The 26,749-nt window shown below is 61.5% G+C and carries 30 protein-coding genes; 24 read left to right on the top strand and 6 right to left on the bottom strand.

Annotated features, from left to right (window positions below):
- Positions 1 to 20 precede the first annotated feature (20 nt).
- From ACP2AV_RS00215 to gyrB, 10 genes are all read left to right on the top strand, one after another.
- The gene (locus ACP2AV_RS00215; RefSeq protein ID WP_426370640.1) at positions 21 to 614 is read left to right on the top strand and encodes a hypothetical protein; all 594 of its coding nucleotides are present in this window, start codon (positions 21 to 23) and stop codon (positions 612 to 614) included.
- On the top strand, positions 615 to 1,466 hold the full coding sequence (gene mutM / locus ACP2AV_RS00210) for a bifunctional DNA-formamidopyrimidine glycosylase/DNA-(apurinic or apyrimidinic site) lyase (protein ID WP_426370639.1): 852 nt from the start codon (positions 615 to 617) through the stop codon (positions 1,464 to 1,466).
- A 59-nt stretch (positions 1,467 to 1,525) separates the two neighbouring features.
- Positions 1,526 to 2,302, top strand: a complete 777-nt coding sequence (locus ACP2AV_RS00205) for an enoyl-CoA hydratase (protein WP_426370638.1) — start codon at positions 1,526 to 1,528, stop codon at positions 2,300 to 2,302.
- 145 nt (positions 2,303 to 2,447) lie between these two features.
- On the top strand, positions 2,448 to 2,711 hold the full coding sequence (gene rpsT / locus ACP2AV_RS00200) for a 30S ribosomal protein S20 (protein ID WP_426370637.1): 264 nt from the start codon (positions 2,448 to 2,450) through the stop codon (positions 2,709 to 2,711).
- A 212-nt stretch (positions 2,712 to 2,923) separates the two neighbouring features.
- Positions 2,924 to 3,373 (top strand): rhodanese-like domain-containing protein, encoded by a 450-nt coding sequence (locus tag ACP2AV_RS00195; RefSeq protein ID WP_426370636.1) that lies wholly within the window; start codon positions 2,924 to 2,926, stop codon positions 3,371 to 3,373.
- Between the two features lie 31 nt (positions 3,374 to 3,404).
- A complete protein-coding gene (gene dnaA, locus ACP2AV_RS00190) occupies positions 3,405 to 4,787 on the top strand; it encodes a chromosomal replication initiator protein DnaA (protein ID WP_426370635.1) in 1,383 nt (460 codons plus the stop codon).
- Positions 4,788 to 4,910: 123 nt separating this feature from the next.
- A complete protein-coding gene (dnaN, locus tag ACP2AV_RS00185; RefSeq protein ID WP_426370634.1) occupies positions 4,911 to 6,029 on the top strand; it encodes a DNA polymerase III subunit beta in 1,119 nt (372 codons plus the stop codon).
- 24 nt (positions 6,030 to 6,053) lie between these two features.
- Entirely contained in the window at positions 6,054 to 7,160 is a 1,107-nt protein-coding gene (recF, locus tag ACP2AV_RS00180; protein WP_426370633.1) for a DNA replication/repair protein RecF, read from the top strand.
- Entirely contained in the window at positions 7,157 to 7,777 is a 621-nt protein-coding gene (locus tag ACP2AV_RS00175) for a LysE family translocator (protein WP_426370632.1), read from the top strand. Before recF ends, ACP2AV_RS00175 begins: the two co-directional genes overlap by 4 nt.
- A 379-nt stretch (positions 7,778 to 8,156) precedes the next feature.
- The gene (gene gyrB, locus ACP2AV_RS00170; protein WP_426370631.1) at positions 8,157 to 10,574 is read left to right on the top strand and encodes a DNA topoisomerase (ATP-hydrolyzing) subunit B; all 2,418 of its coding nucleotides are present in this window, start codon (positions 8,157 to 8,159) and stop codon (positions 10,572 to 10,574) included.
- Positions 10,575 to 11,007: 433 nt separating this feature from the next.
- Here gyrB and ACP2AV_RS00165 read toward each other — a convergent pair whose 3' ends face one another.
- On the bottom strand, positions 11,008 to 11,166 hold the full coding sequence (locus tag ACP2AV_RS00165; RefSeq protein ID WP_426370630.1) for a DUF6471 domain-containing protein: 159 nt from the start codon (positions 11,164 to 11,166) through the stop codon (positions 11,008 to 11,010).
- A 42-nt stretch (positions 11,167 to 11,208) separates the two neighbouring features.
- Positions 11,209 to 13,206, bottom strand: a complete 1,998-nt coding sequence (locus ACP2AV_RS00160) for a TonB-dependent receptor plug domain-containing protein (RefSeq protein WP_426370628.1) — start codon at positions 13,204 to 13,206, stop codon at positions 11,209 to 11,211.
- A gap of 238 nt (positions 13,207 to 13,444) precedes the next feature.
- On the opposite strand from ACP2AV_RS00160, the gene ACP2AV_RS00155 reads away from it, so the two are divergent.
- The 9 genes from ACP2AV_RS00155 to ACP2AV_RS00115 all read left to right on the top strand — a co-directional run bounded on the left by ACP2AV_RS00155 (position 13,445) and on the right by ACP2AV_RS00115 (position 19,852).
- Positions 13,445 to 14,497 (top strand): hemin-degrading factor, encoded by a 1,053-nt coding sequence (locus tag ACP2AV_RS00155; RefSeq protein WP_426370627.1) that lies wholly within the window; start codon positions 13,445 to 13,447, stop codon positions 14,495 to 14,497.
- Positions 14,494 to 15,324 carry a heme/hemin ABC transporter substrate-binding protein gene (locus tag ACP2AV_RS00150; RefSeq protein WP_426370626.1) on the top strand — a complete coding sequence of 277 codons (831 nt, stop codon included), beginning with the start codon at positions 14,494 to 14,496 and terminating at the stop codon, positions 15,322 to 15,324. The genes ACP2AV_RS00155 and ACP2AV_RS00150 overlap by 4 nt, the downstream gene beginning before the upstream one ends.
- Positions 15,324 to 16,400, top strand: coding sequence for a FecCD family ABC transporter permease (locus tag ACP2AV_RS00145; protein WP_426370625.1), 1,077 nt, complete (start codon positions 15,324 to 15,326; stop codon positions 16,398 to 16,400). The genes ACP2AV_RS00150 and ACP2AV_RS00145 overlap by 1 nt, the downstream gene beginning before the upstream one ends.
- Entirely contained in the window at positions 16,401 to 17,177 is a 777-nt protein-coding gene (locus ACP2AV_RS00140; RefSeq protein ID WP_426370624.1) for a heme ABC transporter ATP-binding protein, read from the top strand.
- 11 nt (positions 17,178 to 17,188) lie between these two features.
- Entirely contained in the window at positions 17,189 to 17,851 is a 663-nt protein-coding gene (locus ACP2AV_RS00135) for a MotA/TolQ/ExbB proton channel family protein (protein WP_426370623.1), read from the top strand.
- Between the two features lie 2 nt (positions 17,852 to 17,853).
- The gene (locus tag ACP2AV_RS00130; protein WP_426370622.1) at positions 17,854 to 18,237 is read left to right on the top strand and encodes an ExbD/TolR family protein; all 384 of its coding nucleotides are present in this window, start codon (positions 17,854 to 17,856) and stop codon (positions 18,235 to 18,237) included.
- Complete coding sequence (locus tag ACP2AV_RS00125; protein WP_426370621.1) at positions 18,238 to 18,618, top strand: biopolymer transporter ExbD; 381 nt, start codon at positions 18,238 to 18,240, stop codon at positions 18,616 to 18,618.
- A 3-nt stretch (positions 18,619 to 18,621) separates the two neighbouring features.
- Positions 18,622 to 19,383 carry a TonB family protein gene (locus tag ACP2AV_RS00120; RefSeq protein WP_426370620.1) on the top strand — a complete coding sequence of 254 codons (762 nt, stop codon included), beginning with the start codon at positions 18,622 to 18,624 and terminating at the stop codon, positions 19,381 to 19,383.
- A gap of 220 nt (positions 19,384 to 19,603) precedes the next feature.
- The gene (locus ACP2AV_RS00115) at positions 19,604 to 19,852 is read left to right on the top strand and encodes a hypothetical protein (protein ID WP_426370619.1); all 249 of its coding nucleotides are present in this window, start codon (positions 19,604 to 19,606) and stop codon (positions 19,850 to 19,852) included.
- 85 nt (positions 19,853 to 19,937) lie between these two features.
- Here ACP2AV_RS00115 and ACP2AV_RS00110 read toward each other — a convergent pair whose 3' ends face one another.
- Positions 19,938 to 20,849: a rhodanese-related sulfurtransferase gene (locus ACP2AV_RS00110; protein ID WP_426371324.1), complete on the bottom strand. Its 912-nt coding sequence runs from the start codon at positions 20,847 to 20,849 to the stop codon at positions 19,938 to 19,940.
- Positions 20,850 to 20,979: 130 nt separating this feature from the next.
- Between ACP2AV_RS00110 and ACP2AV_RS00105 the strand changes: the two genes are divergently transcribed.
- Positions 20,980 to 21,294 (top strand): H-NS family nucleoid-associated regulatory protein, encoded by a 315-nt coding sequence (locus tag ACP2AV_RS00105; protein ID WP_426370618.1) that lies wholly within the window; start codon positions 20,980 to 20,982, stop codon positions 21,292 to 21,294.
- 9 nt (positions 21,295 to 21,303) lie between these two features.
- A complete protein-coding gene (pncA, locus tag ACP2AV_RS00100) occupies positions 21,304 to 21,909 on the top strand; it encodes a bifunctional nicotinamidase/pyrazinamidase (RefSeq protein WP_426370617.1) in 606 nt (201 codons plus the stop codon).
- A gap of 12 nt (positions 21,910 to 21,921) precedes the next feature.
- On the opposite strand, the gene ACP2AV_RS00095 is transcribed toward pncA, so the two are convergent.
- Positions 21,922 to 22,893: a quinone oxidoreductase family protein gene (locus ACP2AV_RS00095; protein WP_426370616.1), complete on the bottom strand. Its 972-nt coding sequence runs from the start codon at positions 22,891 to 22,893 to the stop codon at positions 21,922 to 21,924.
- A 65-nt stretch (positions 22,894 to 22,958) separates the two neighbouring features.
- Here ACP2AV_RS00095 and pncB point away from each other — a divergent pair, with 65 nt between their 5' ends.
- Positions 22,959 to 24,251 carry a nicotinate phosphoribosyltransferase gene (gene pncB, locus ACP2AV_RS00090; protein ID WP_426370615.1) on the top strand — a complete coding sequence of 431 codons (1,293 nt, stop codon included), beginning with the start codon at positions 22,959 to 22,961 and terminating at the stop codon, positions 24,249 to 24,251.
- A gap of 146 nt (positions 24,252 to 24,397) precedes the next feature.
- On the opposite strand, the gene ACP2AV_RS00085 is transcribed toward pncB, so the two are convergent.
- A complete protein-coding gene (locus ACP2AV_RS00085) occupies positions 24,398 to 25,120 on the bottom strand; it encodes a winged helix-turn-helix domain-containing protein (protein ID WP_426370614.1) in 723 nt (240 codons plus the stop codon).
- Between the two features lie 8 nt (positions 25,121 to 25,128).
- Positions 25,129 to 25,389 (bottom strand): hypothetical protein, encoded by a 261-nt coding sequence (locus tag ACP2AV_RS00080; RefSeq protein ID WP_426370613.1) that lies wholly within the window; start codon positions 25,387 to 25,389, stop codon positions 25,129 to 25,131.
- A gap of 140 nt (positions 25,390 to 25,529) precedes the next feature.
- On the opposite strand from ACP2AV_RS00080, the gene ACP2AV_RS00075 reads away from it, so the two are divergent.
- Positions 25,530 to 25,994, top strand: a complete 465-nt coding sequence (locus tag ACP2AV_RS00075) for a hypothetical protein (RefSeq protein ID WP_426370612.1) — start codon at positions 25,530 to 25,532, stop codon at positions 25,992 to 25,994.
- A gap of 113 nt (positions 25,995 to 26,107) precedes the next feature.
- Positions 26,108 to 26,749, top strand: coding sequence for a ribonuclease HII (locus ACP2AV_RS00070; RefSeq protein ID WP_426370611.1), 642 nt, complete (start codon positions 26,108 to 26,110; stop codon positions 26,747 to 26,749).

Here is a 26,749-nt window from a genome sequence, read left to right as displayed (position 1 = left end):
AACACCCAAAGTGACGCGTTATGAAAGTTCTGGCCCCTCTTGTCCCCTATCTGCTGATCGGTTTGGGGCTGTGGTACGTGTTGAACTTGCGTGGAATGAAGTATTTCCGGCAGGCCATGTACGGGTCCGGCGATCTGATGAATCAGGCGTGGACAGGGCTGGCCACGATGGGCCAGGACGAACCCACCGACGGCAGCATGACGCATGAGGTGTTTCCAGCCACATTGGGTCTGCGTGCCGTTTCGACCGCTTTGGTCACGTTGCTTATGGTTTTGCTCTGTCCTTACCCGATCTTGTCGGACGGTGTGCCGTTTGTCGGGCGCTTCGCCATCGAAGAATACGTGCTGGCCTGGGTGATCGCCGGGTACTACCTGTTCTGGATTCACACCTATAAGGTGGAAATCCATGGTCATTGGCTGATCTATCGCAATTTCTGGATGATGACGCGCAAGCTGGATCTGCGCCGTCTGGAAGATGTTGAGGACAACAGGCAGTACAGCCTGGTGCTATTCTTCGATGACGGGAAGCGCGGCGAGGTCTTCAAAACTGTCCGGGGCAGCCTTAAGTTGAAGCGAAAGCTGGTTCGCTGGCTTGAAATCAACACAAGGCTCTGAATGCCCGAACTGCCCGAGGTTGAAACCGTGCGCCGTGGCCTTGCCCCGGTGATGGAAGGCGTGCGTATTGCGCGCGCCGATGTGAACCGCCCCGATCTGCGCTGGCCGTTTCCGCCCGATATGGCCGCGCGTCTGACGGGCGCGTGTGTCCTTCAGTTGCGCCGCCGGTCCAAGTATATTCTGGCCGATCTGGACACAGGGGAAAGCCTGCTGATCCACTTGGGCATGTCGGGGCGCATGTTGATTTCCGGGGCCAAAGTTGGCGCTTTCTTTCATGATCATCAGCCGCCGCAAAAGCACGATCATGTCGCGCTTCATATGGAAAGCGGCGCGCGCATCACGTTCAACGATCCGCGCCGGTTCGGCGCGATGGACCTGCTGCCAAGTAACGCCGAAAACCAGCACAAGCTGTTGGCCGGTCTGGGCCCGGAACCGCTGGGCAACGCTTTTGACGGGCCATATCTGGCAGCGCGCCTGAAGGGGCGCAGAACGCCAATCAAATCCGCGCTTCTGGACCAGAGCATCGTTGCGGGCCTGGGCAACATTTATGTGTGCGAGGTTTTGCACCGCGCCGGCATCCACCCGGCTCGCCATGCCGGGCGGATTGCGGTCCGGCGCGCCGAAGCGCTGGTGCCACTGATCCGCGAGGTGCTGAGCGAGGCGATCGCGGCAGGCGGATCGTCGCTGCGCGATTACCGGCAGGCAGATGGCGAACTGGGCTATTTCCAACATGCCTTCGCTGTCTATGGCCGCGAGGGCGCAGCCTGCACGCGGCCCGGATGCAACGGGCATGTCGCGCGCATCGTGCAATCGGGCCGGTCGTCATTCTATTGCCCAGGCTGCCAAAGATAGCTTGATTGCCGGGTCCGGGCTGATAGGAGTAGGGGCAACAAGTTACCAGGGGGCGCCAAATGGCTTACAAAACACTTCTCCTCGATACGCAGGATTCGGTGACAACGATTACGCTGAACCGGCCCGATGCGCTGAATGCTCTTAACAAGCAGCTGCTCACGGAATTGGGCAGTGCCCTTGCCGAAGCCGACGCTGACGACAAGGTGCGCTGTATCATTCTGACCGGGTCTGAAAAGGCCTTTGCTGCGGGTGCCGACATCAAGGAAATGGCCCCGCTGTCCTTTACCGATGTGTTCCTGTCGGACATGTTCGGCCCCGAGGGCGATGCGATCAACAAGTTCCGCAAACCGATCATCGCAGCCGTGTCGGGCTATGCGCTGGGCGGCGGCTGTGAACTGGCGATGATGTGCGATTTCATCATTGCGGCCGACACGGCCAAGTTCGGCCAGCCCGAGATCAATCTGGGCGTTATTGCCGGCCTGGGCGGCACCCAGCGCCTGACCCGCTACGTGGGCAAGTCCAAGTCGATGGAAATGCATCTGACCGGGCGCTTCATGGACGCCGAAGAGGCCGAGCGGGCCGGGTTGGTCAGCCGGGTGGTCCCGGCCAAGAAGCTGATGGAAGACGCCAGGGCCACGGCCGAGAAGATCGCCGAGAAATCCATGCTGTCTGCCATTGCCGCGAAAGAGGCGGTGAACAAGTCGTATGAGATGACGCTGCAAGAGGGGCTGGTCTGGGAGCGGCGCGTGTTCCACGGGCTTTTCGCGACCGAGGATCAAAAAGAAGGCATGGATGCCTTCATGGAAAAACGCCAGCCGCAATTCCGCGACAAATAAGGGCTTCCCAAGGGGGGTGATTCCCCCTATATGCCACCTCTACATGCGCGCGTAGCCCGCTCAGGCTTGAGTCGAACCGGCCGTTTTGCCGCCCGGGCCCTGTTGCGCAAACGAAATGTAACAGACCCGAGAGAGGGAACCGACAATGGCAAATTCGCCCCAGGCCAAGAAGCGCGCACGTCAGAACGATCGCCGCGCCGCCATCAACAAGAACCGCCGTTCGCGCATCCGCACCTTTGTTCGCAATGTCGAAGAAGCTATCGCATCGGGCGATCAGGCTGCCGCTGCCGCCGCGCTCAAGGTTGCTCAGCCGGAAATCATGCGCGGTGTGTCCAAGGGCATTACGCACAAGAATACTGCAGCGCGGAAAATCTCGCGCCTTGCCGCACGGGTCAAAGCGCTGGGCTGAACCGTCGCTTTCAAACCGCCTAAAAAACGCGCCCTGCGGCGCGTTTTTTTGTTGGTGATGTGGCGAATCTGACGCGGCCGGTTGGCGCTTTTCAGGGCCTTCCGGGATTCGTCTGGCCAATCTTAGAGTCAAGTTAAACGTTTCATTGCGCCGGCATCTGACAGGTTGCTAGCTTGCATATGCGATTCACGTCGTCTTGGGGGGGACATGCGATGACAACCGACTTAGGTTCGGGCGTCGGCGAGGTTAATCCAGCCGAAGCTTGGGAGATTTTGAAATCTGATCCGAAGTCAGTGCTAATCGATGTCAGGACAACCGCCGAATGGGGTTTCGTCGGTGTGCCTGATCTCTCGGGGCTGGGAAAATCACTCGTGTGTGTTGAGTGGGCCCAGTATCCGAACATGTCTAAAAATCCGCTGTTCGCGGAGCAGCTTATGAACGAATTGGGGGATGAGGTCCCTGATTGTGTGTTGTTCATATGCCGTTCCGGGGCCAGATCAATGCACGCGGCACGAGCCGTCGCTGCCGAACTGTCCGCTGCTGGCCGTTCGGTGCGATGTCTCAATGTGGCTGAGGGCTTTGAAGGCGACTTGGATGAGCAGAACCATCGGGGGGCCGTAAACGGCTGGAAAACCCGGGGGCTGCCCTGGAGGCAGTCCTGAACAACAATTAAAATCTGGGTCGAAGATAAAAATGACGAATGACACTTGGGGACGCGTCCGAGAAGAGCTGCTAATATCAGTAGGAAAGAACAACTACACAAACTGGATTGAACCTCTGGAATTTCGCGATTTGGCGCAAGGCGTGGCAACGTTCCACGTTCCCACCAACTTCATGGGCAACTGGGTAAGGCGCAATTTCGGGGAACAGATTCTGCAGCGCCTGAACGCGACCAACAAGTCGATCAACCGAGTCGATTTCGTCGTTCCGGCCATGGGGGCCGCCGTGCCGAAAAACGTCGCTGCTGCGGCGGTGGCACCTGCCGAGTCGCCCAAGACCTACAGCGCCGCCAAGCCTGCGCCCGAAGCGGGTCCTGAAATCGGTGCGCCACTGGATCCGCGCTTTACGTTCGATAATTTCGTCGTCGGTAAACCGAACGCCTTGGCCCATGCGGTCGCGCGCCGTGTTGCGGAAGGCGGCCCGGTCACGTTCAACCCGCTGTTTCTGTATGGGGGTGTCGGATTAGGCAAAACGCACCTGATGCACGCCATCGCGCACGAACTTCAGGCGTCCTGCCCTGAATTAAAGGTCGTTTACCTGTCGGCCGAACAATTCATGTACCGCTTTATCCAGGCACTGCGCGACCGCACCATGATGGATTTCAAGCAACTGTTCCGCTCGGTCGATGTGCTGATGGTCGACGACGTGCAGTTCATCGCTGGCAAGGACAGCACGCAAGAGGAATTCTTTCACACGTTCAACGCGCTTGTGGATCAGAACAAGCAGATCATTATTTCCGGTGATCGCGCGCCCGGTGAAATCAAGGACCTTGAAGAGCGGATCAAATCGCGGCTGCAGTGCGGCCTGATCGCGGATTTGCACCCGACCGACTATGAGCTGCGTCTTGGCGTGATGCAAAGCAAGGCCGAAGCCTTTGCGGCGCAGTACCCTGATCTGAAAATCGCCGATGGCGTTCTGGAATTTCTGGCCCATCGCATCAGCACCAATGTGCGCGTACTGGAAGGCGCGCTGATGCGGCTCTATGCTTTCGCGTCGCTGGTGGACCGAGAAATTTCGCTGGAATTGGCCGAAGATTGCCTGGCCGATATCTTGCGCGCCTCGGAACGCAAGGTCACGGTCGAAGAAATTCAGCGCCGCGTGTCCGAGCACTACAACATTCGCCTGTCCGACCTGTTGGGCCCCAAGCGGGTGCGCAATATCGCGCGTCCGCGCCAGGTCGCCATGTTTCTGGCCAAGCAGCTGACGTCCCGGTCGCTGCCGGAAATCGGCCGCCGGTTCGGCGGGCGCGACCACACCACCGTGATGCACGGGGTCAAGCGGATCGAAGAGCTCCGCGCCAAGGACAGCCAGATTGCCGACGATCTGGAAATGCTCCGCCGGTCACTGGAAGCTTGAAGGCGGTGAGCGTGGCCTTGACGCCGCGCTCGCAACCGCAGAATGTCTCCCTTAACAAATCAACTTGCCAGGCGCGCGCGATGCGGTAATCTCGCCGCCCCGGAACATCTGAACGAGGGTGGCATGAAGTTCAGCATCGAACGTGCGGCATTATTGAAGGCCGTAGGCCAGGCGCAGTCAGTGGTCGAGCGGCGAAACACGATCCCGATCCTGGCCAATGTGCTGATCGAAGCCGAAGGCAACGAAGTGCAGTTCCGCGCGACGGACCTGGATATCGAAGTGGTCGACAAGGCCCCGGCCATGGTCGAGCGCTCTGGCGCCACGACGGTCTCTGCGGTCACGTTGCACGAAATTGTGCGAAAGCTACCCGATGGCGCGCTGGTCACCTTGATCGATGATGGCGCTTCGGGGCGCCTGTCGGTCGAAGCAGGGCGATCCAACTTTTCGCTGGCGACCCTGCCGCGGGAAGATTTCCCGATCATGGCCAGTTCGGAATATACGGCCAACTTCAGTGCGCCCGCGCCAGTCTTGCGCCGCCTGTTCGACAAGTCGAAGTTTGCGATTTCCACCGAAGAGACGCGTTATTACCTGAACGGTGTCTACATGCACGTGGCCGATGCCGAAGGGGGCAAGGTGCTGCGCTGCGTGGCGACAGACGGCCACCGTCTGGCCCGGATTGATGCGGACCTGCCCGACGGCGCCGAAACCATGCCCGGCGTGATCGTGCCCCGCAAGACGGTGGGCGAATTGCGCAAGTTGTTGGACGACGACGATATGCAAATCGCCGTGTCGGTGTCTGAAACCAAGATTCGGTTTGCCACGCCGCAGATCACTTTGACATCCAAGGTGATTGACGGAACCTTCCCGGATTACACCCGTGTCATTCCCACCGGAAACACCCGCAAGCTGGAAGTGGACGCGGCCGAATTTGCCAAGGCCGTCGACCGCGTGGCCACCGTGTCGTCCGAGCGGAGCCGCGCCGTCAAGCTGAGCCTTGAGGAAGACAAGTTGACCCTGTCGGTCAACGCCCCCGATGCGGGCGCAGCCGAAGAAGAGCTGATCGTGGCCTACGCCGACGAACATCTGGATATCGGCTTTAACGCCAAGTACTTGCTGGAAATCGCCAGCCAGGTGGATCGTGAAAACGCGGTCTTCCTGTTCAATTCGTCTGGCGATCCGACCCTTATGCGCGAAGGCAATGACACCAGTGCCGTCTATGTCGTTATGCCGATGCGTGTCTGATGGTCTGCAGGTAGGTGATGTGGAATGAGCCGGCTTGTGATCGACAGGCTGGCTCTTTCGCATTTTCGGTCCCACCGACGGGTTGATCTGACGCTGGACGGGCGCCCAATTGCGATCTGGGGGGCGAACGGGGCTGGCAAGACCAATATTCTTGAAGCGGTGTCGATGTTGTCACCTGGCCGCGGGCTGCGGCGGGCCCGGCCGGACGAGCTGATGCGAAGACCGCAAGCCTTGGGCTGGAAGGTCAGCGCCGAGCTGACATCGCTGACCCAGTTGCACGAGGTGGAAACCTGGGCCGAACCGGGCAGCACCCGCAACGTGCGGATTGATGGCAAAGCGGCTGCGCAGGTGGCGCTAGGGCGCATCGCGCGGATTGTCTGGCTGATCCCGGCGATGGACCGGCTGTGGATCGAGGCGGCCGAGGGCCGGCGCCGGTTTCTTGACCGTATGACCATGAGTTTCGAGCCGCGCCATGCCGACGCCACCCTGGCCTATGAAAAGGCCATGCGTGAACGCAACCGGTTGCTCAAGGATGACGTGCGCGATGCCCATTGGTACGCTGCGCTGGAAGCACAGATGGCGCGCGAAGGGGCCGCGATCATGGCCAACCGCAACCAGGCGCTGGCGCGCGTCGCCGCCGCGCAGCACGATGCCGCAACGGCGTTTCCGGTCGCCGATCTGACGCTTGAGCCGCCCGAAGGCGGTACGCTGCCCGACACCGAAGACGCTCTGGCCGAAGCCTTGGCGCAGGACCGCCCGCGGGACATGGCCGCCGGGCGCACACTGACCGGCCCGCACCGGGCAGATCTGGGCGCCATCTATGCCAGGAAATCCATGCCCGCCGCGCAATGTTCGACGGGCGAGCAGAAAGCGCTGCTGATTTCCCTGATTTTGGCAAATGCACGGGCCCTGGCGCAGGATTTTGGCGCCCCGCCCATCGTTCTGCTTGACGAAGTCGCGGCCCATCTGGACGGCGACCGGCGCGCCGCGCTCTACGATGAAATCGCCGCCTTGGGCGCGCAGGCCTGGATGACGGGCACCGGGCCTGAACTGTTCGAAGACTGGGGAAATCGCGCCATGCAGATCGAGGTGCGCGAAGGCGCGGACGGGTCCGAGGTTCGGGTGATTTGACGATAACGATCGCCGATATGGCACTCTATGCGCTGGCGTTGCTGATCCTTTTCCTGACGCCGGGCCCGGTGTGGATGGCGCTGATGGCGCGCGCGCTGTCGGGCGGGTTTCACGCCGCCTGGCCGCTGGCTATCGGGGTGGCGGTGGGCGATGCGCTCTGGCCACTTCTGGCGATCCTTGGACTGGGCTGGGTGGCAAGCGAATTCGACGGCCTGACCTATGTCCTGAAATTCGTGGCCAGCGGGTTTTTCCTGTGGCTGGGCGTCACGATCATCCGCCATTGTGACCGCCAGATCGCCGCCGACAGCCGCCTGACGCGGCCCGGTATGTGGGCGGGGTTCGTGGCGGGCGTCATCGTGATTCTGGCCAACCCCAAGGCGATCCTGTTCTACATGGGCATGTTGCCGGGTTTTTTCGATCTGCGCGCCCTGACCGCGCCGGATATCGCCGTGATCGTGGCCCTGTCGATGGCGGTGCCTTTGCTGGGCAACGTCGTCATGGCCGGGTTCGTGGGCCTGGCGCGCAATTTGATGAGCTCGCCCAAGGCGCTGCGACGGCTGAACATTTCCGCCGGGATCATGTTGATCGTCGTTGCGGCGATCATTCCATTCACATGATACTTGAAGACCCGTCACGACATCCGTTTGATCCAACAGCCCATCACCCTGCGCAGTGGCGATGACGCCGCGCCGGCGACGTGCCCGGATCATCAGCGCGACGGATAAGGCAGCATCGATTTACAGAACGATCATCGCGACGGGCTTTGGCAGACCGGCGTGAAAGGTATCCCCCGCCGCTTGGGCTATCGTCACCAAGGGATACACCGGTCAATCAACCGCCAGTGCGCGCGGCTATTCGGTGTTGGCAGCGCGGCAGATCGCGGCATTTTTGGTGACCGCCACGGACGCCGCACAAACCACCAAATCTTGTGTCAGGCGCGTGACAATCCCCCCAGAACTGCGTATAAAATCGACAGGTAATAACGGGACAATCCGAATGGCAGACGACGCGCAGCAGCCCGCCGAATATGGCGCAGATTCCATCAAGGTTCTCAAAGGCTTAGAGGCAGTCCGCAAGCGGCCGGGCATGTATATCGGCGATACCGACGATGGGTCGGGGCTGCACCACATGGTTTACGAGGTCGTGGACAACGGCATTGACGAAGCGTTGGCCGGTCATGCCGATTATGTGACCGTGACAGTCCACGCGGATTCCAGCGTTTCGGTGCGTGACAACGGGCGCGGTATTCCCGTGGGTATTCACGAAGAAGAAGGCGTGTCGGCGGCCGAGGTCATCATGACCCAGCTGCATGCGGGCGGGAAATTCGACAGCAATTCGTACAAGGTGTCGGGCGGTCTGCACGGCGTCGGCGTGTCGGTGGTGAACGCACTGTCGGTGTGGCTGGAACTGCGCGTCTGGCGGGATGGCAAGGAACACTACGCCAAATTCGAACATGGCGAAACGACAGAGCATTTGCGCGAAGTGGGCGATGCGAACGGCGAAAGCGGGACAGAAGTGCGGTTCCTTGCGTCGACCGGCACGTTTTCGAACCTGGACTACAATTACGAGACGCTGGAAAAGCGCCTGCGCGAACTGGCGTTCCTGAATTCGGGTGTGAAAATCATCTTGCGCGATGAACGGCCCGCCGAGGCGCGCGAGGTGACGTTGTGCTATGAAGGCGGCGTCAAGGAATTCGTCCGCTATCTGGATCGCTCGAAGTCTTCGGTGATGGAAGAGCCGATCTTCGTGACCGGCGAAAAGGACGGGATCACCGTCGAGGTGGCGATGTGGTGGAACGACAGCTACCACGAAACGGTGCTGCCCTTTACAAACAACATCCCCCAACGCGACGGCGGCACGCACTTGGCGGGCTTTCGCGGCGCGCTGACGCGAACGATCAATCTCTATGCCAATTCCACCGGAATTATGAAAAGGGAAAAGGTTACCTTTACCGGGGACGACGCGCGCGAGGGCCTGACGGCTGTGCTGTCGGTCAAGGTGCCCGATCCCAAGTTCAGTTCGCAAACCAAGGACAAGCTGGTCAGTTCCGAAGTGCGCCCTGCGGTTGAAAACCTGGTGAACGAAAAGCTGGGCGAATGGTTTGAAGAGCACCCGAACGAAGCCCGCATCATCGTTACCAAGATCGTCGAGGCCGCGCTGGCCCGCGAAGCTGCCCGAAAAGCGCGCGAAATGACGCGCAAAAAATCTGCGCTGGACATAGCGTCACTGCCCGGCAAGCTGGCCGATTGCCAGGAACGCGATCCAGCCAAACGCGAAGTTTTCCTTGTCGAAGGGGACAGCGCAGGCGGGTCGGCCAAACAGGGCCGGTCCCGAAACAATCAGGCTGTGCTGCCCCTGCGCGGCAAAATCCTGAACGTCGAACGCGCGCGGTTCGACCGGATGCTGTCCAGCCAGGAAATCGGCACGCTGATCACCGCGCTCGGCACCGGTATCGGACGCGACGAATTCGACATTTCCAAGCTGCGCTACCACAAGATCGTCATCATGACCGATGCCGATGTTGACGGCGCGCACATTCGCACGCTGCTGCTGACATTCTTTTTCCGTCAGATGCCCGAAATCATCGAAGGTGGGTACCTCTATATTGCGCAGCCGCCGCTCTACAAGGTGTCGCGCGGTCGCTCGGAAGTGTACCTCAAGGATGTGCCGGCACTGGAAGACTATCTGATCCAGCAGGGCATCGACGGGGCGGTATTGCGGCTTGAAAACGGTGAAGAAATCGCGGGCCAGGATTTACACCGCGTGGTCGAAGCGGCCCGCAGTTTTCGCCGTATTCTGGATGCCTTTCCAACGCATTACCCACGCCATGTGCTGGAACAGGCGGCGCTGGCCGGGGCGTTCGATCCGGGCCGCGCGGATGCCGATCTGCAGCAAGTCGCTGACCAGGTGTCGGCGCGTCTCGACCAGGTGGCCGTCGAATATGAACGCGGCTGGCAGGGGCGCATCACCCAGGATCACGGCATTCGTCTGAGCCGCGTTCTGCGCGGCGTGGAAGAAATCCGCACGCTGGATGGGGCGGTGCTGCGCTCGGGCGAGGCACGGCGCCTGTCCGAGGTGTCGCAGGGCACGCGCGATCCGTTCCAGGAACCGGCGCAACTGGTCCGCAAGGATCGCGAGCAGATCATTCACGGCCCGACCGAGCTGTTGAACGCGGTTCTGGCCGAAGGCGAAAAGGGCCTGACGCTGCAACGCTACAAAGGGCTGGGCGAAATGAACCCGGATCAGCTGTGGGAAACCACGCTGGACCCCGAAGCGCGCACGCTGCTGCAGGTGACAGTCGATGACATGGTCGAAGCCGATGATCTGTTCACCAAGCTGATGGGCGACGTGGTCGAACCGCGCCGTGAATTCATCCAGCAAAACGCGCTCAACGTGGAAAACCTGGATATCTGATCACGTGTCGGGAAGCGGATAAATTTGCACGGCGCGCAAAACTTTGCGCGTCGCAAATGGTATCATAATATCTTAAGTCATTTTTAATCAGTATCTTACGTGATTTTCGCCAAGATTCCCGACTTTGCGGCATGCGCCAAGTTCGCCGCTTTCCTTTCAATTCCCGGCCATATGTATCACACGCACCAAGTGCGGGATGCCCAGGTTGGGTTTTGCAGCCAGCAAGGAAAACGGACCCGCTTCCAATGGCTTGTTACACCCATTTTGTTCTCATGCGGGGTGTAGGTAAAAAAACCCCATTCCCCCAAAGAACTTAGATCGTGAAATTTTCTTGGATGTTTCGGCGCAGTCTATGGCCGCGTGTTATGAGGTGTCCAACCGAGCCACAAAGCAAGCGGCAAAAAATGGCTTCCGCCACGTTGGCTGCGAGATATCATAGCTCGAATTCATAGACACCTATCCCGCCAAGGCACTGCAACAGAAACGCAGCGCTAAACATTCTGCGTGACAGCTTGTTGCGCAGGTTCGGCTCTTTGCTGCAGTTTGCCCAAGGGCCAGGCGCATCCCGTGGACGGCATCTTGATGGATTCATAAGGCGTGCGGCGAGCACCTTTGGGGCGCTCGCCGCGTTGGTTCAGAATGTTGCTGCGATGGATATTTTGAATGTTCGCCCCGGCGCCGGGCGGGTTGCAAGGTGCGGGGTGTAGTCCAGGTCGAAGAGGTTCTCGACACCCAGGCGGAACTCGACCCCATTCAATGCGCGCTCTTGCGGGCGGTAGGTGGCGCGCAGGTTGTGGACGACGCTAGACGGCGTTGGGGTGGCGGACCGGGACATGGACGAATCGGCGACCGCTTCCCATGAGAAGTCATATTCTTCGCCGAAACGCTTCCCCAAGGTAAGACGCGTTTGATCGGCGGGGATGCCGGACCAATCCATCTTGGTGCCGATTGCGTCCTTGCCGGTCCCCCGCTGGACGTTGGCGTTGATGTCCGTGTAGAACCCGCTGGCCGTCGAGTACGAGCCTTCAAGTTCGAATCCACGCAGCGAGACGTCGGTAATAGGGCCCATCGCAGCGGTCGTATAAGAGGTGACGTCCCAAACAGAGGTTTGGTAGCCGCTGGCCTTCAGGCTCAACTGGTCGCCACTGGCAAAAACCGATGGGCGGTCGAAGCTTGTGCCGATCTCGAAGCTGCGCGCTTTTTCCGATTGTTTCATGTAGGCGGGGTTCGTCAGGTCGTCCATGATCGGCAAGTTCTCGGTGTAGGCCGCGCTGCCGAAGATCGCAAAGCCTGAACTGCCGAATCCGTAGCGCGCCGTGACACCGCCCATCAGGGCGTCGTTGTCGTAATAGGCATAGGCCGGGCCGCCGACCCGCTGGTGTTCATAGCGCACAGCGGGCGTTACCGTCAGCCCGCCCCATGTCAGGTCGTCCACGGCGAATACGGCAAGGCGCCGATCCGTGCCGCCTGGGGCCGAAGACGCATCCAGGCGTTCCTTGTAGATGCTTTCGACGCCGACGCGCAGGTCATGCTGGACACTGCCCGTGGCGAAGAGAGCCTGGTTTTTCACCGTCCGTTTGGTTGTCTCATAACGGTGGTCCGCATCGACGAGCGGCAGCAACGAGCCAAAGGTCGGTGTGCCTTCGAGCGGCGACGAACCGGGGATATAGGCGCTGTCGATCTGTTGGTCGGCATAGCTGAGATTGGCCGTGATATTCACCAGATCCGTTGTTGGGCTATCGAATGAATAGCGCAGGGTTGCCGTGCGCGACTGCACTTCGCGGTCGACATTGCCGAAGCTCCCGCTGGACAGGCCGAAGCTGTCGTAGGGGACGTCTTCTTCGGACGACGTCGTGTCGGAATAGGTGGCGCGCAATTCGTGCTGGTTGGCGTCCCCAAAGGTATAGAGCGCGCCGACATGGTAGCTGGGCAGAGACGCGGACTGTGCGTTGATCGGATTACCGGACCCATCGACCAGGATATCCTGCATCCGGTAGGTGTAGTTGCCGATCACCCCGAAATTCTCGGTCGGTTGCCAGGCGAGGATGGTCGAACTGGCAAACTGGTCGCCGTTGGTGCCGTATTGGGCGGTCTGGCGCAGGTTGAAGCCGGTGTCACCCCCCGTGATGTCAATGGCGTCTTTGGTTTCTGCGCGGATCAACCCGCCGATGATGCCAGACCCGTATTCAAAGGTTCCGGCGATACCGCGGATCACGTTGACCTCTTTGTAAAGCTCGGGATCGGTGTAGAGCTGCGTTCCGATCCGGTAGAGCTCCTCGGAGCCGACGCTCGCGCCGTCGGTCTGCACGGCGACCTTCTGGTCGGTGCCATAGGTGCCGTTCGCGCCAAAGCCGCGGATGTTGATACCGGACCCCTGGGCCGTGTTGCCATTGATCAGCCGGACGCCGGGGACGGTGTCGACCAGTTCGGCGATGGTATCGGCCTGACGATCCTCGATCTCTTCAAGATCCACGGTCGTTTCGGCGACGGCGGTCTCGGTCGCCACTTCGCGTTTGCTTTCGGCGAGGAAGACGGTGTCGAGTTGAAATGTTTCCTGCGCCTTAGCGGGCAGGGCGATGATGAGTGCGGCGCTTGACAGCAAAGCCGCGCGCATCGCGGGTTGCGCGTTCATGGGTATCCCCTTCCAGATTTTTTTGATGTCTTGCGAGCTGGCGGTGCGCTGGCTTGGCTGCGGGCCGTTTCCGGGCCGCTGCACGATCGGTCGTGCAAATGACTTGCATCGGATAAAGTACATGAGTATTTCAGTCAACAATTAGAGTGCAGAACTCGCCCCCACCCAGCAAGCGCGGCCAAATGGCCACGGCGCCGCCAGGTAATCACTTAAAATCAAAAGAAAAAGGAGCATCCGTATGTCGGATACCGCTTCCCTGTCACCGCGTGACATTCGCGAAAATCAAGCTGAGAATCACGCGCTTCGTGCCCGTGATCTTTCCGAGACGCTCGGGATTTCCGAAGCGCAACTGGTGGCCGCACAGGTCGGGCATGGAACGGTGCGCCTGTCTGCTAACCCGGACGATATCATGGCCGCCGTCCCGGCCCTAGGCGAGGTGATGGCGCTGACCCGCACCCCCTCTGTCGTGCATGAAAAAGTTGGCAGCTATGACAATTATCATTCCGGCAAACACGCGAGCATGGTGCTTAACGAAAACGTCGACTTGCGGATATTTCCGCAGCACTGGATTTCGGCCTTTGCGGTAGAAACCGTCGTCGATGATACGCCGCGCCGGTCGATCCAAATATTCGATGCTGCCGGTGATGCCGTCCACAAAATCCACCTGCGCAACGGCTCGAACCACGAGGAATGGGCCACTCTCGTCAAAACCCTTGCTACCCCCGAACAATCCGACAGTCTCGACGTCGCGCCGCGGCCCGCCCCGACGGGCGCCCGCAGTCGCGAGGACAAGGCCGAGACCTTGCGCAGCGAGTGGGACCGGATGACCGACACGCACCAGTTCCTGCTAATGACCCGCAAGCTCAAGATGAACCGCTTGGGCGCCTACCGGATCGCGGGCGCGCCCTACGTGCGGCGGTTGGCCCCGCAGTCCGTCGATCTGTTGCTGGCCAAACTTGGCGAAAGCGGCGTGCCGTCGATGGTTTTCGTCGGGAACCACGGCTGTATCCAGATCCACTCGGGCCCGATCAAGGCGGTGAAACAGGTGGGACCGTGGAACAACGTGATGGACCCCGGCTTCAACCTGCATCTGCGCTCGGACCATGTCGCCGAGGTGTACGAGGTGCGCAAACCGACCAAACGCGGCATGGCGATTTCGGTCGAAGCCTTCGACGAGCACGGCGAGATCATCCTGCAAATCTTCGGAATGCGCAAAGACGACGCTGACCACGTGCCCGCCTTCGAAGCCCTGGTGCTGGACCTTCCCGAAGTCGCAGAGGTGGACGCATGATCCGCATTCTCGCCACATGTGCCCTTGCGATTCTTCCCGGGCCACTCTTGGCGGACCGGGTTCTTTCACTGGGCGGATCGGTCACCGAGATCATCCATGAACTCGGTGAAGTGGACCGTCTCGTCGGTCGCGACAGCACGTCGACCTATCCTCCGGACGTGACCGCCTTGCCCGACGTTGGTTACATTCGCCAGCTCTCGCCCGAGGGCGTGCTCTCTGTGAACCCGGACCTCATCATCAGCGAAACCGGCGCGGGGCCGGTTGAGGCGGTCGATCTGTTGCGCCAGGCCGCAGTTCCCTTCGTCGAAGTGACCGATGGCTACACCGAGGATGCGGTCATCCAGAAAATCCGCGACGTGGCTGCGGCGCTTTCCGTGCCCGACAAGGGCGAGGCCCTCGCCGCGTCGGTCGCGGCAGATCTTCAGGCTGCGCGCGATGCGGTTGACCCGTCCGACCGCCCCCGCGTCCTGTTCATCCTTTCGACCGCCGGAGGCCGCATCACCGCGGCGGGGGCCGACACATCGGCCGCAGCGATTATCGAAATGTCGGGGGGCGTGAATGCTGTCGAAGGCGTCTCGGGATACAAGCAGCTCTCGGACGAGGCCATTTTGCGCGCCGCGCCGGACGTGATCTTGATGATGGACCGCACCGCGGACCACGCGATCACAAACGACGAGCTGTTCACGCATCCGGCGCTTGCCTCAACTTCGGCGGCCCGGACGCAGAGCGTTGTGCGGATGGACGGGTTGCTTCTCCTGGGGTTCGGCCCCCGTGTCGGAGAGGCAGTGCGGACCCTTGCCGTGGCGTTGGCGGACGCTGAAAGCTGATGGTCGCCATGGCAGATACATCCGCCGGGTCGCGCAGCTTTGCGGACCGGGGTCAGTTGGCCCGCCGGGTCATGCTGGCACTGGTCGCGGCACTGGTCCTGGTTTGCGGTCTTAGCCTGTTCGTGGGCGCGACCGGGGTATCGCCCCTTGCGTTTTTGGGCGACGTTATCGCGGGGCGCGAGATCGAACTGCGGGCCCGCGTGGTCATTGTCGACATCCGTCTGCCACGTCTGGCAATGGGGCTGATGGCCGGTGCGGCGCTTGCCGTGTCGGGCGTGGTGATGCAGGGCCTGTTTCGAAATCCGCTGGCTGACCCCGGCCTCGTGGGGGTGAGCGCGGGGGCCGGACTCGGTGCGATCTTGGCTATCGTGCTGGGCGGGTTGCTTCCGCCTGCCTTGGGGGCGGCGATGGGATACGCCCTTGTGCCCATTGCGGCCTTTGTCGGTGGCTGGCTGTCGGTGATCGCGCTCTACACGATCGCTACGCGCGGCGGGCATACCTCGGTCGCGACCATGCTTCTGGCGGGGATCGCGTTGGCGGCCCTGGTGGGTGCGGTGTCCGGGATCATGATTTACCTTGCCGACGACGCGCAGCTTCGCACCCTGACCTTCTGGGGGCTTGGCTCGCTCGCCGGGGCGACCTGGGGAAAGGTGCTCGCCGCTGCGCCGCTCATGCTGATCGGGATTTTCGGCGCGCCGTTTCTGGCACGCGGGTTGAATGGATTGGCGCTTGGCGAAGCCGCCGCGCGGCACATGGGCGTGGATGTCGAACGGCTCAAGCGTCTTGCGATCCTGCTGGTTGCCGCGGCTGTCGGGGCCGCCGTTGCGGTATCGGGCGGGATCGGGTTCGTGGGCATCGTCGTGCCGCATCTGCTGCGTCTGTCGACGGGGCCAGATCACCGCTTTCTTCTGATTAACTCGGCCCTTCTCGGTGCGATCATTCTGGTTCTCGCGGACATGATCGCACGCGTTATCGTCGCCCCCGCCGAGCTTCCGATCGGGATCGTCATGGCGCTCATCGGGGGGCCGTTCTTTCTTTGGATCCTGCTGCGGCGTCGCGGTTTGATGGAGATATAAATGCTTGAAGCCAAGAACCTGAGCGTCCGTTTCGGCCGGCGCGATATCCTGCATGGGTTGAGCTTCGCGGCGAAACCCGGCGAAATCACTGCCATCGTCGGACCCAATGGCTCGGGCAAGACCACCCTTTTGCGGGCCTTGACGGGGGATGTCCCCTTCACGGGTGCCGCGCACCTGGAAGGGATCGACGTCGCGCGCGCGAAGCCTTGGGAACTAGCCGCGCGCCGCGCCGTGCTGGCGCAATTCACTGGCGTCGCCTTTCCATTCACCGTGGCAGAGATCGTCCGGCTTGGACAGGCGTCCGGCCTTCGCGCCGGGCAGGGCGATCTGACCGAACGCGCCCTTGCCCGGGTCGGGCTGACCGGCTTTGGGCCGCGCCATTACCATGACCTGTCGGGCGGTGAGCAACAGCGCGTTCAACTCGCGCGCGCGATTGCCCAGATCTGGGCGCCCGTGGGCGAGGCCGGTGCGAACTGGCTTATCCTCGACGAACCCGTGGCGAGCCTGGATATCGCGCACCAGCTAGAGGTCATGGGCGTCGCCCGCGACTTCGCCCGCGACGGCGGCGGGGTCGTCGCGGTGATGCACGACCTGAACCTGACCGCGATGTTCGCGGGCTCCGTGGCGTTGATGGCGCAGGGGCGCGTCGTGACCCAGGGATCGGTGGATCGGGTTTTCACCGACGCGCATCTCTCTTCCGCCTACGCCTGCGAATTGCGCGTGAATACCACGCCCGCCCGCGGTCCTTTTCTACTGCCGCATACGGCGATTGCCTGATGGAGACGATTATGGGCGACAAACTTGGCCCCCTTCTTGATGTGATGGAACGAGGCGGCGCGGCGATCTGGCTGCTTGCGGGGTTGGCCGCGCTGACAGCCGGGGTGATCGTGTGGAAGATACTGCGCCTCACGGTCATGCGGGCTTGGCGCCCGGGGCTGGCCGAACGCGCGATCGCCGACTGGACCTCGGGCAACCGGTCCAGCGCACGCGACAGGATCCGGCGTGCGCGCGGTCTATACGTGGCACCTGTGGCGACGACGTTGGAGTTGTTGGAGCATGGGGGGCACGACGGCGCGAGCATGCGCGAAGAGATCGCCCGCGTCGCCGCGATCCAGCTGGGACAGGCCCGTGCCGGGCTGCGCAGTCTGGAACTGGTCGCGACAATTGCCCCGCTCGTCGGTCTCTTGGGGACCGTGCTGGGTATGGTCTCGGCGTTCCAGGCGCTAGAGGCCGCCGGCAGCCGCGCCGATCCCTCGGCGCTTGCAGGGGGCATTTGGGAAGCGCTTCTGACCACCGCGGTCGGCATGGCCGTGGCAATCCCGGCATCGGCGGCGCTGACGTGGTTCGAAAGCGTTGCCGACCGGGCGCAGGCGCGGATCGAGGACATGGTGACGCGCCTGTTGCTGTCGGCCGACGTGGCCCCGTCATCACACCGCTTGGCGGCAGAGTAACCATGACACTTGCCCTTGCCCCGCGCCGTCGTTCCCGTCAGCCCAGCCTGACCCCGATGATCGACGTGGTGTTCTTGCTCCTCGTCTTCTTCATGCTCGCCTCGCGGTTCGGAGCCGATGCGAGCATCCAGATCGAGGGCGGCGCAGCGCGCGCGGGCAACTACGAAGGTCCGCCCCGACTGGTGGACGTTTACCCCGAAGGGGTGCGCCTGAACGGCAGCGACATCCGAGAGCCGTCACTTGCCAAGCAGCTACGCGACCTGATGCGCGGGCCCTCGGACGTCATTGTGTTGCGCGCGCGCGACAACGCGGATGTGCAGCGGGTGGTCACGGTCATGGAAGCTTTGGGCGCGGCCGGGTTCACCGGCCTCGTGATGGTGGAATGAATGCGCCTTGCAGTTGGTTCCCGGCGGGACAGGTCGAGCGAAAACGTGATCCCGATGATCAACGTCGTGTTCCTGTTGTTGGTCTTTTTCCTCATGACTGCGCGGATCGCGCCGCCGCTACCGGTTGAGATCGAAAGCCCCGTGGCTGCGGGCAAGCCGTTCGAACCGGGTTCGGATGTGCTGATCATCGACGCAGACGGCACGCCCTATTTCAAAGGGCGCACGGGGGTCGAGGCGTGGGATGCACTCGCCACAGGGACCGCGTCGGACGTCTTGGAATTGCGCATCGACAGACACGCACCCGGCGCGCTGCTGGCCCAGAGCCTGGCCCGGATCAACGCGGCGAGCGATGCGACCGTGTCGCTGGTGGTTGAGGACTGACGGATGAAGGATACGGCGGAAATCCTGGGCGCGTCGGTCTTCGTTTCGGTGCTGGCCTTGATGCTTGTACCCGACATCCCGAAGCTGGGCGAAACCGGTGCGGGCGACGGCGGCAACACGACGATCAGCGTGGCAGCCGCCCCCGCCTCGGTCGAAACCATGGTCGAGGCCTGGACCCGCCCGCCCGAGACCGCGACCGAGGTCGCATTGGCGCCGCCAACCCCGATGCCGCCGAAAGCCCTGACGCGCTTGCCTGAGGCGACCCCCGTTGCGCCAAGACAACACACGGCCCCGCCCGCACCCCGCATGGCCCCGGCAACCTCGCCGCGTCCGCCTGAACGCCCGGCGCGTGCCGAGCCCATTCCGCGGCCCGAGGAGAAGGGCTCAAGCAGCAGCGCCCCAAGGGTCGAGCGCAAAGCGCGCGGCGCGGGCGGAGGCGCTACACAAGGCCGGGCGCAAGCCAGTGAACAGGCAAGCCTGAGCCCGTCGCAGCGCTCTACCCTCATGAGCCGATGGGGCGGTCGGATACAGTCGCACCTGGCCCGTCGTGCCCCGCGCGGCGCAGGTCGAGGAACCGCCGTCGTGACGATACGCGTGGCCGGGAACGGCGCCTTGCTCGGTGTCTCGCTTGCCCGCAGTTCCGGGAATTCACAGATTGACCGACTGGCCGTCCAGGCCGTCCGTGCGTCTGGTAAGTTTCCCAATGCACCAGCGGGTCTTGGCCCCGGCCCCTTCAACTTTTCGGTGCCCATCGCCAGCCGATAGCCCAATGCCATATCGTATCCAGGTCAAAAGGATGGGGCAGAGCGAATGGGATGAACTGCCGTCCCACCAAGCCGCTGATATTGTCGCGAACATAGGTGGAGATAGGCGCATCCGATGGACATCAAGGTTTTGGGCATTGATCGGGTGAAAGATATGCAGCCCAGCTGGGCTGGATGAAGCAAGAGCGGTCGTGTTTCGCAAATGCCCCCCGCGTCTACGCATGCGTTTTCAGAGTATTTCGCGCATTGTCGTCACTCTGGGTCGCGTTGTGCTGAAGAACCGTATGGCGCTGCTGGTCTATCCCGCCAAATCTCGGAAAGTGCTTTTGATCCCAATGACCAAGATCGACTGGGGCAGTTGTATCCATTTCCAAGAATTTCCGGCGGCTACACGGCGTATCACTGGTTGCACCCGAACGTTCGGATATCGCGTCGATCCGCAACGGTTGATCGGTGCAGCGCTAACGTGATCGCACTGCCGTTCGGGCAATCGCCGGTCCAATGGCTCAATGGCTTGGGGTGCATCCTGTACGGCGCTGCGCGCGAACCGAAACATCAATCCTTGCGCGGGCCCAGATGCTTTTCGCCGCGGGCTTTGGCCAGCGCGATCTGGCGCTGACGTTCGCGAAAACGTTCGCGCCGCGCCTCGTCGTAGTCGTCAATACAGAGATGGCACGACACGCCTTCTTCATATTCGGGGCGCACCCGGTCGGCGGGCAACAGCGGCCGGCGGCAGGCATGGCACATTACGTGCGGGCCTTCCTCCAACCCGTGACCAACCGATACGCGCCCGTCAAAGACAAAACATTCCCCGTCCCAAAGGCTGTTATCGCGTGGCACCTCTTCCAGGTATTTCAGAATGCCGCCCTTGAGATGATAAACTTCATCCACGCCCTGAGCCATCAGGTAATTGGTGGATTTTTCACACCGAATACCGCCGGTACAAAACATCGCAATGCGCTTATTGTGAAAGCGATGTTTGTTTTCTTCCCACCATTTGGGAAACTCACGGAAAGAACTTGTTTCGGGGTCAATCGCCCCGCGAAATGATCCGATCGCAACTTCGTAATCGTTGCGTGTATCGATGATCGCAACATCTTCGGCAGAAATCAGCGCATTCCAGTCGGCCGGATCCACGTAATGGCCGACGCGGGCCTTGGGATCGACATCGGGCTGGCCCATGGTCACGATTTCCCGCTTTAGCCGGACTTTCATGCGCCCAAAGGGCTGCTCGGCCGCCTCAGACAGCTTCCATTCTAAATCGGCGCAGCCCTCAAGGCCTTGAATATGGGTGATAACTTTTTCGATTCCGGCGCGGGATCCGGCGATGGTTCCGTTGATCCCCTCGCGGGCCAAAAGTAGCGATCCGGTGATTCCCTCAGCCTCGCACAGGGTCAAGAGCGGGCCGCGCAGAGCCGCAGGGTCGGCAAAGCGGGTAAAGTGATAAAGGGCGCAGACAGTATACATATCGGCCATTTATTCCCAAACCGGCCCGACAGCAATGCTTGCGTGATTGACGCAAGCGATTTAAACGCCCCCTATAGTTGACTGGTGAATGGTTCGATCAGGCCACCCAATAACAACAAGGAAATACATCATGAAAGTTGAATCGCTCGGCGCAGCCGAATTGGCCGAACTGGAAGCGGCGATCGTGCAGCGCAAAAAGGAAATCGAAAAAGAGCGACTGGCAAACGCGGCCAAGGATATCACCGCGGCCCTTGCGACCCATGGCGTCAGCCTGGACGAGGTATTGCCTTTGCTGGGCAAACGCGCGGGCAAATCCACCAAGGCCCCGGCCAAGTATCGCAATCCCGATGATGCCACCCAGACCTGGACGGGGCGCGGGCGCAAACCCAACTGGATCGTCGAAGCATTGGCCAAGGGCAAGTCGCTGGACGATTTCGCAATCTGAGGATCCCCCATGCGCGCAGCAAACGACGCCCTGATTGTTATCGACGTGCAAAACGATTTCTGTCCGGGCGGCGCATTGGCCGTCGATGGCGGGGACCAGATCGTCGCGGGGATCAACGCCCTGATGGGCGACTTTTCCTGTGTGGTGATGACGCAGGACTGGCACCCAGCCGACCACGCGTCCTTTGCGTCGAACCACGCGGGGGCCGATCCCTATTCGATGCTCGATATGGCCTATGGTCCGCAGGTGCTGTGGCCCGATCACTGCGTCATCGGATCGACCGGGGCGCAGTTCCACGCTGACCTGGATGTGGACCAAGCCCAGATGATCGTGCGCAAGGGCTATCGGGCGGGGATCGACAGCTATTCGGCCTTTTTCGAAAATGACCACAAGACGCCGACCGGGCTGGACGGCTATCTGCGCACACGCGGGATTGACCGGCTGACCATGGTGGGGCTGGCCACGGATTTCTGCGTGAATTTCTCGGCGCAGGACGCCGCCGGTCTGGGGTATCAGGTCACTGTGGAGCGGGATCTGTGCCGCGCCATCGATCTGGATGGATCGCTGGATGCGGCGCTGGATGCCATGGCCAAGGCCGGCGTGACGATGGCCTAAGGTGTCGACTTTCTAAGGTGCCGCGGGTTCGCCCACGCGAATGATCAGCTTGCCGGGAATGTCTCCGCGCGCCATACGGGCAAGGGCCTTGGGCGCCTCGTCCAGTGGCACGGTCGCGCCGATCTTGGGTGCCAGTTCCCCTGCCATGACCTGACGCATCAGGCCGGGCAGATGTTCGGGCCCTTGGTGGACGCTCAGCACGCCCATGCGGCGATACCGGCCATAACGGCGCGTGATGGCCGCCAGCGTGATGCTGCCGATAACGCGCATCGGCCCGCCGACCAGCATGTACCGCCCGCCCTGCGCCAGAACCGGGGCGATGTCACGCGCTTTGCGTGTGCCCCACAGATCAAGGATGACGTCCCATGTTTCGTCCAGCGACTGGGCGAAATCTGTCTGGGCATAATCCAGCACAACATCGGCACCGGATGCGGCCATGACATCGGCCTTGGTGGCATTGTCGACGGCGGTGACATGGGCCCCGCGCACCTTGGCCATCTGGATCGCCAGCGGCCCCGACCCGCCGCCCGCGCCATTGATCAACACGCGTGCGCCGGGCGATACGCCTTCCATCCCTTCGGCGGCTATGACGCCCGATTGGGGCAGCGCGGCCGCAATATCATCGGGGATTTCATCCGGGACCGGGACCCATTGGTCGGCCTTGGCGACGGCGTATTCGGCAAAACCGCCAAAGGTGCCGAACGTGTCGCCGACCACGCGGGTGCCCACGGCAAGGCGCACGTTTGCCCCGACGGCGTCGATCACACCCACCACGTCTGATCCCAGGATACGCGGATAGGGCCGCCTGGCGCCGTAGATGCGGGCATAGGCGGGCGTGCCGGTGGCAAATTCCCAGTCGCTGGCATTCGCCCCGCAGGCCAGAACCCGCACCCGGACGTCGTTTTTGCCGGGCACCGGCATGGCGACCCCGTCCAGCGACAGGCTTGCCAGCCCCTCGTACCCTGCCTGAACCAGTGCTTTCATACCCACCTCACTTGCCAACCCCCACGCGCGCCTGCTTTAACCGCTTGGCAAGCACGGAGCGCGCCATGGTCGATATTGCCACACGAGTCCACAACCACAAATGGAAGATCGACCCAATCGTTCGGTCTCTTATCGATACCGACTTCTATAAGCTATTGATGTGCCAGTCGGTCTTCAGAAACAAGCCCGACACCACAGTTACCTTCAGCCTGATCAACCGGTCCAAGCATATCCGCCTGGCCGAGATGATTGACGAAGGCGAATTGCGCGAACAGCTTGACCATGTGCGGTCCTTGCGGCTGACCCGCGGCGAAAGCACCTGGCTGCGCGGCAACACCTTTTACGGCAAGCGCCAGATGTTCCGCCCCGACTTCATGGAATGGTTCGAAGGGCTGCAACTGCCCCCCTATCATCTGGAAAAGCGCGACGGCCAGTATGAGCTGACCTTCGAAGGCAGTTGGCCCGAAGTGATGCTGTGGGAAATCCCCGCCCTTGCCATCCTGATGGAACTGCGATCACGCGCCGTGCTCAATACCATGGGCCGGTTCGAGCTCAAGGTTCTCTATGCGCGCGCGATGACCAAACTGTGGGAAAAGGTGGAACGGCTGCGCCCGCTCGAAGGGCTGAAGATCGCCGATTTCGGCACCCGGCGGCGCCATTCCTATTTGTGGCAGGACTGGTGCGTGCAGGCGATGACCGAAGGGCTGGGCGACAAGTTTTCGGGCACCTCGAACTGCCTGATCGCCATGAAACGCGACCTTGAGGCGGTCGGCACCAACGCGCATGAACTGCCCATGGTCTATTCCGCGCTGGCCGAAACCGACGACGCCTTGCGCCAGGCGCCCTATGACGTGCTTGCCGACTGGCAAGAGGAACACGATGGCAACCTGCGCATTATCCTGCCCGACACCTATGGCACACGGGGCTTTCTGGACCGCGCGCCCGACTGGCTGGCCGGCTGGACGGGCATCCGCATTGATTCAGGCGATCCGGCCACCTGGGCCGAGGTGGCGATCGATTGGTGGAAATCCCGCGGCGAGGATCCGTCGAAAAAGCTGATCATCTTTTCCGACGGGCTGGACGTGGACAAGATTGTCGAACTCCACGCCCAATTTGCCGACCGCGTGCGCATCAGCTTTGGCTGGGGCACGCTGTTGACCAACGATTTCCGTGGCCTCACCGAAAATGACGCCTTGGCCCCGTTCAGTCTGGTTTGCAAAGCCATCAGCGCCAACGGCCACCCCACGGTCAAACTCAGCGACAACCCCAACAAGGCCATGGGCCCCGCGGACGAAGTTGCGCGGTATAAACGGGTGTTCGGCGTCGGCGAACAGGTGGGGATGGAGGTTGTGGTTTAAGTCAGCGGATGAACTTTGCCTTGGCTGGCCCACACGTTGGCAAAGGCCTGCGGCGGACGTAGTCGCGCCGCAACCGGCGGCGCATGGGCAACCCGCGCGCGATCTGATGCAATTCCAAAGACGCCCCGGTCCGGTCTTCCCGGTGCTCAGATCATTCGGATGGCATCACGCGGGACGGACAGCATATAGCCTTTGCGCGCAATGTTCTTGACCAACAGCTCGCTCACGATCTGATTCCCCAGCGCGTCGCGAAGGCGTTTGATCCGCATCGTGCCGGTTGCTTCATCGCAATCGGACGGATCGCGGCCCGATATCATCGCGTCGATCTGCAGACCCGACAGGATATCTTCGTCCATCCGCGCTTCGGCCAGAACGGCCAGCGTCTCGACGGCGGCTTCGGTCAGCTTTAGTTCGATGTTGTTCAAATAAACCGTGTTCTCTTCGCGTGAAATCAACAGCGATGATATCTGGATGCCCGCCCGCTCTACCTCGCCCATGCGGCGGTTCAGCGACACGATGGTCACCAGGAAAATCAGCGCGGCCATCAAAAGGGCGCATGAGAACACCAGCAACACGAAAATGATCACGCGATACGAGGCCAAGACGTCGGAAAACGCAGCACCGGAATCGGCCAGGATTCCCAACAACCGACCCACCGTTTCGGGTTCCTGACTGCTTGAGGTCAAATCGTATTCGACAAATATCCTGTCGACACGTTCGCTGAATGCTGTGCCGGTCGGCAGGTTCACGAACAACAGGATCGCCGCCAGCGCCAGAATAAAGACAACGGCCAGCACGCCATAGGTGACAATCCGCGACCCGGCACGGCGCACGCTGGTCGGATCTGTTGCGGCTTTGGGAAAACGCATGCGCCCGATCACCTGCTGACTTTGACAATCGTCAAGAGCGTCCAGCCGGATTTGGCCAGTTCCTCTTGCACGTAGGGGCGGGCGTCAGCCGGCGAACACATCGCGTCCGGCACCGTCATTGCGGCGTGCCTGTATTCCGTCGGATTGGTTCGCTTGGCCTTGTATTCCACAAGGCACGCCGCCGAAGCCGCCGAAGCCGCCGAAGCCGACAGCCCGATACACAAGCCGACACACATGGCCGCCGCTGGGATCAATGATCTGAATTTCATGCCAAAACCCTGCCTAACTGTGCGGTGTTATTCAATAGCAGGTGGCCGTTATGGACTATCAAGTCGCTGTTATTGATAAATTTTTTCTACCGACGCGATGCTGGTTGCATTGATTTGGACAGATGCGGAAAGGAAATAACATGATCCGGACACTTCAGGCGATCGCCCTTACAACTTCGCTGGCCCTTGGCGGGCTTGCCCCGGGGCAGCTGCGCGCCGCGGATTCCCAGGACATTGCCCGCGCTGCCTTAGGCGCTTTTGCAATCCTGGCCATTGGCAGCGCCATTTCGGGGTCCACTCGCGCCAGCAGCTCGTATAGCCAACCCAAATCCACACAGGCGCCACCGATCGTTCGTGAACCGCAATACAACAGCCCGGCCGTCCAGCGGCGTCTGGCCACGCAGATGGCCATCCCGCGCAATTGCGTGATCACCCGCGCCGGCCGTCAGCTCAGCTACATTCCGGCGAACTGCCTGAGCCGCGCGATGCCCCACAAGGGCAAGCTTCCCCAAACCTGCCGCGTCCGTCTGAAAACGCAAAGCGGGCTGCAGCCTGCCTATGCCACGGCGTGTCTCAAACGCAATGGCTACCGGGTCGCGCACTGAAATTTCTGAATAACGAGCAGCCAGCGCGCAGGTCCCCATATTCCGATGGTGCGCTTGGTGAACTGGGCGGGCAATTTCAGCCCGCCCTTTTTTCTTGCATTTCCGCCCCTAGCATGGTCCGCAGAGCTATGGCGACGATCCCGAATTTCGATCTTGAAACTGCAGTCAGACTGGCCGGCGCGCGCAATGTGGCGGGCGTGGACGAAGTCGGGCGCGGTCCGTGGGCCGGGCCTGTTGTCGCGGCTGCGGTGATCCTTGATCCCCAGGCCATTCCAGACGGGCTGAACGATTCGAAACAGCTGAGCGCCAAGCGCCGGGCCGATTTGGCCAACCAGTTGCAGGACTGCGCCCAGATTGGCATCGGGCAGGCCAGCGTTGCCGAAATCGACGATCTGAATATCCTGCGGGCCTCGCATTTGGCGATGGAGCGCGCCGTGGCCGCCCTGCCGACCGCGCCCGATCACGTGCTGGTCGACGGCAACCAGATCCCACGCGGGCTCAACCACAGGTGTGACGCCGTTGTGAAAGGTGACAGCATCAGCGTGTCGATTGCCGCTGCGTCCATTGTTGCAAAAATATGGCGCGACCGGCTGATGGTGGACTTGGCGCAACAGCATCCCGGTTACGGCTGGGACACGAACGCCGGATATGGGACAAAACTGCATCAGGATGGGCTGCGCAAATTCGGCGTGACCCCACACCATAGACGTTCGTTCAAACCTATCCACAAGATATTGTATCAAGAAAAATCATAA

Origin of the sequence: Aliiroseovarius sp. PTFE2010 (assembly GCF_049943335.1) — a bacterium.
GTDB lineage: Bacteria > Pseudomonadota > Alphaproteobacteria > Rhodobacterales > Rhodobacteraceae > JBNFVY01.
The sequence above is the reverse complement of the archived record's forward strand: the minus strand, read 5'-3'. Positions and strand labels throughout refer to the sequence as shown.

Bases quoted from the DNA above. Each gene is read 5' to 3' on its own strand.
- ACP2AV_RS00105 (WP_426370618.1), top strand. From the start codon at position 20,980: ATGAAAGTTGAATCGCTCGGCGCAGCCGAATTGGCCGAACTGGAAGCG.
- ACP2AV_RS00160 (WP_426370628.1), bottom strand. From the start codon at position 13,206: ATGAACGCGCAACCCGCGATGCGCGCGGCTTTGCTGTCAAGCGCCGCA.
- gyrB (WP_426370631.1), top strand. From the start codon at position 8,157: ATGGCAGACGACGCGCAGCAGCCCGCCGAATATGGCGCAGATTCCATC.
- pncA (WP_426370617.1), top strand. From the start codon at position 21,304: ATGCGCGCAGCAAACGACGCCCTGATTGTTATCGACGTGCAAAACGAT.
- ACP2AV_RS00205 (WP_426370638.1), top strand. From the start codon at position 1,526: ATGGCTTACAAAACACTTCTCCTCGATACGCAGGATTCGGTGACAACG.
- ACP2AV_RS00115 (WP_426370619.1), top strand. From the start codon at position 19,604: ATGCGTTTTCAGAGTATTTCGCGCATTGTCGTCACTCTGGGTCGCGTT.
- rpsT (WP_426370637.1), top strand. From the start codon at position 2,448: ATGGCAAATTCGCCCCAGGCCAAGAAGCGCGCACGTCAGAACGATCGC.
- pncB (WP_426370615.1), top strand. From the start codon at position 22,959: ATGGTCGATATTGCCACACGAGTCCACAACCACAAATGGAAGATCGAC.
- ACP2AV_RS00075 (WP_426370612.1), top strand. From the start codon at position 25,530: ATGATCCGGACACTTCAGGCGATCGCCCTTACAACTTCGCTGGCCCTT.
- ACP2AV_RS00165 (WP_426370630.1), bottom strand. From the start codon at position 11,166: ATGAATCCATCAAGATGCCGTCCACGGGATGCGCCTGGCCCTTGGGCA.
- mutM (WP_426370639.1), top strand. From the start codon at position 615: ATGCCCGAACTGCCCGAGGTTGAAACCGTGCGCCGTGGCCTTGCCCCG.
- ACP2AV_RS00125 (WP_426370621.1), top strand. From the start codon at position 18,238: ATGCGCCTTGCAGTTGGTTCCCGGCGGGACAGGTCGAGCGAAAACGTG.
- ACP2AV_RS00135 (WP_426370623.1), top strand. From the start codon at position 17,189: ATGGGCGACAAACTTGGCCCCCTTCTTGATGTGATGGAACGAGGCGGC.
- ACP2AV_RS00085 (WP_426370614.1), bottom strand. From the start codon at position 25,120: ATGCGTTTTCCCAAAGCCGCAACAGATCCGACCAGCGTGCGCCGTGCC.
- dnaN (WP_426370634.1), top strand. From the start codon at position 4,911: ATGAAGTTCAGCATCGAACGTGCGGCATTATTGAAGGCCGTAGGCCAG.
- ACP2AV_RS00120 (WP_426370620.1), top strand. From the start codon at position 18,622: ATGAAGGATACGGCGGAAATCCTGGGCGCGTCGGTCTTCGTTTCGGTG.
- ACP2AV_RS00215 (WP_426370640.1), top strand. From the start codon at position 21: ATGAAAGTTCTGGCCCCTCTTGTCCCCTATCTGCTGATCGGTTTGGGG.
- ACP2AV_RS00150 (WP_426370626.1), top strand. From the start codon at position 14,494: ATGATCCGCATTCTCGCCACATGTGCCCTTGCGATTCTTCCCGGGCCA.
- ACP2AV_RS00110 (WP_426371324.1), bottom strand. From the start codon at position 20,849: ATGTATACTGTCTGCGCCCTTTATCACTTTACCCGCTTTGCCGACCCT.
- recF (WP_426370633.1), top strand. From the start codon at position 6,054: ATGAGCCGGCTTGTGATCGACAGGCTGGCTCTTTCGCATTTTCGGTCC.
- ACP2AV_RS00155 (WP_426370627.1), top strand. From the start codon at position 13,445: ATGTCGGATACCGCTTCCCTGTCACCGCGTGACATTCGCGAAAATCAA.
- ACP2AV_RS00195 (WP_426370636.1), top strand. From the start codon at position 2,924: ATGACAACCGACTTAGGTTCGGGCGTCGGCGAGGTTAATCCAGCCGAA.
- ACP2AV_RS00095 (WP_426370616.1), bottom strand. From the start codon at position 22,893: ATGAAAGCACTGGTTCAGGCAGGGTACGAGGGGCTGGCAAGCCTGTCG.
- ACP2AV_RS00080 (WP_426370613.1), bottom strand. From the start codon at position 25,389: ATGAAATTCAGATCATTGATCCCAGCGGCGGCCATGTGTGTCGGCTTG.
- ACP2AV_RS00070 (WP_426370611.1), top strand. From the start codon at position 26,108: ATGGTCCGCAGAGCTATGGCGACGATCCCGAATTTCGATCTTGAAACT.
- ACP2AV_RS00145 (WP_426370625.1), top strand. From the start codon at position 15,324: ATGGTCGCCATGGCAGATACATCCGCCGGGTCGCGCAGCTTTGCGGAC.
- ACP2AV_RS00140 (WP_426370624.1), top strand. From the start codon at position 16,401: ATGCTTGAAGCCAAGAACCTGAGCGTCCGTTTCGGCCGGCGCGATATC.
- ACP2AV_RS00130 (WP_426370622.1), top strand. From the start codon at position 17,854: ATGACACTTGCCCTTGCCCCGCGCCGTCGTTCCCGTCAGCCCAGCCTG.
- dnaA (WP_426370635.1), top strand. From the start codon at position 3,405: ATGACGAATGACACTTGGGGACGCGTCCGAGAAGAGCTGCTAATATCA.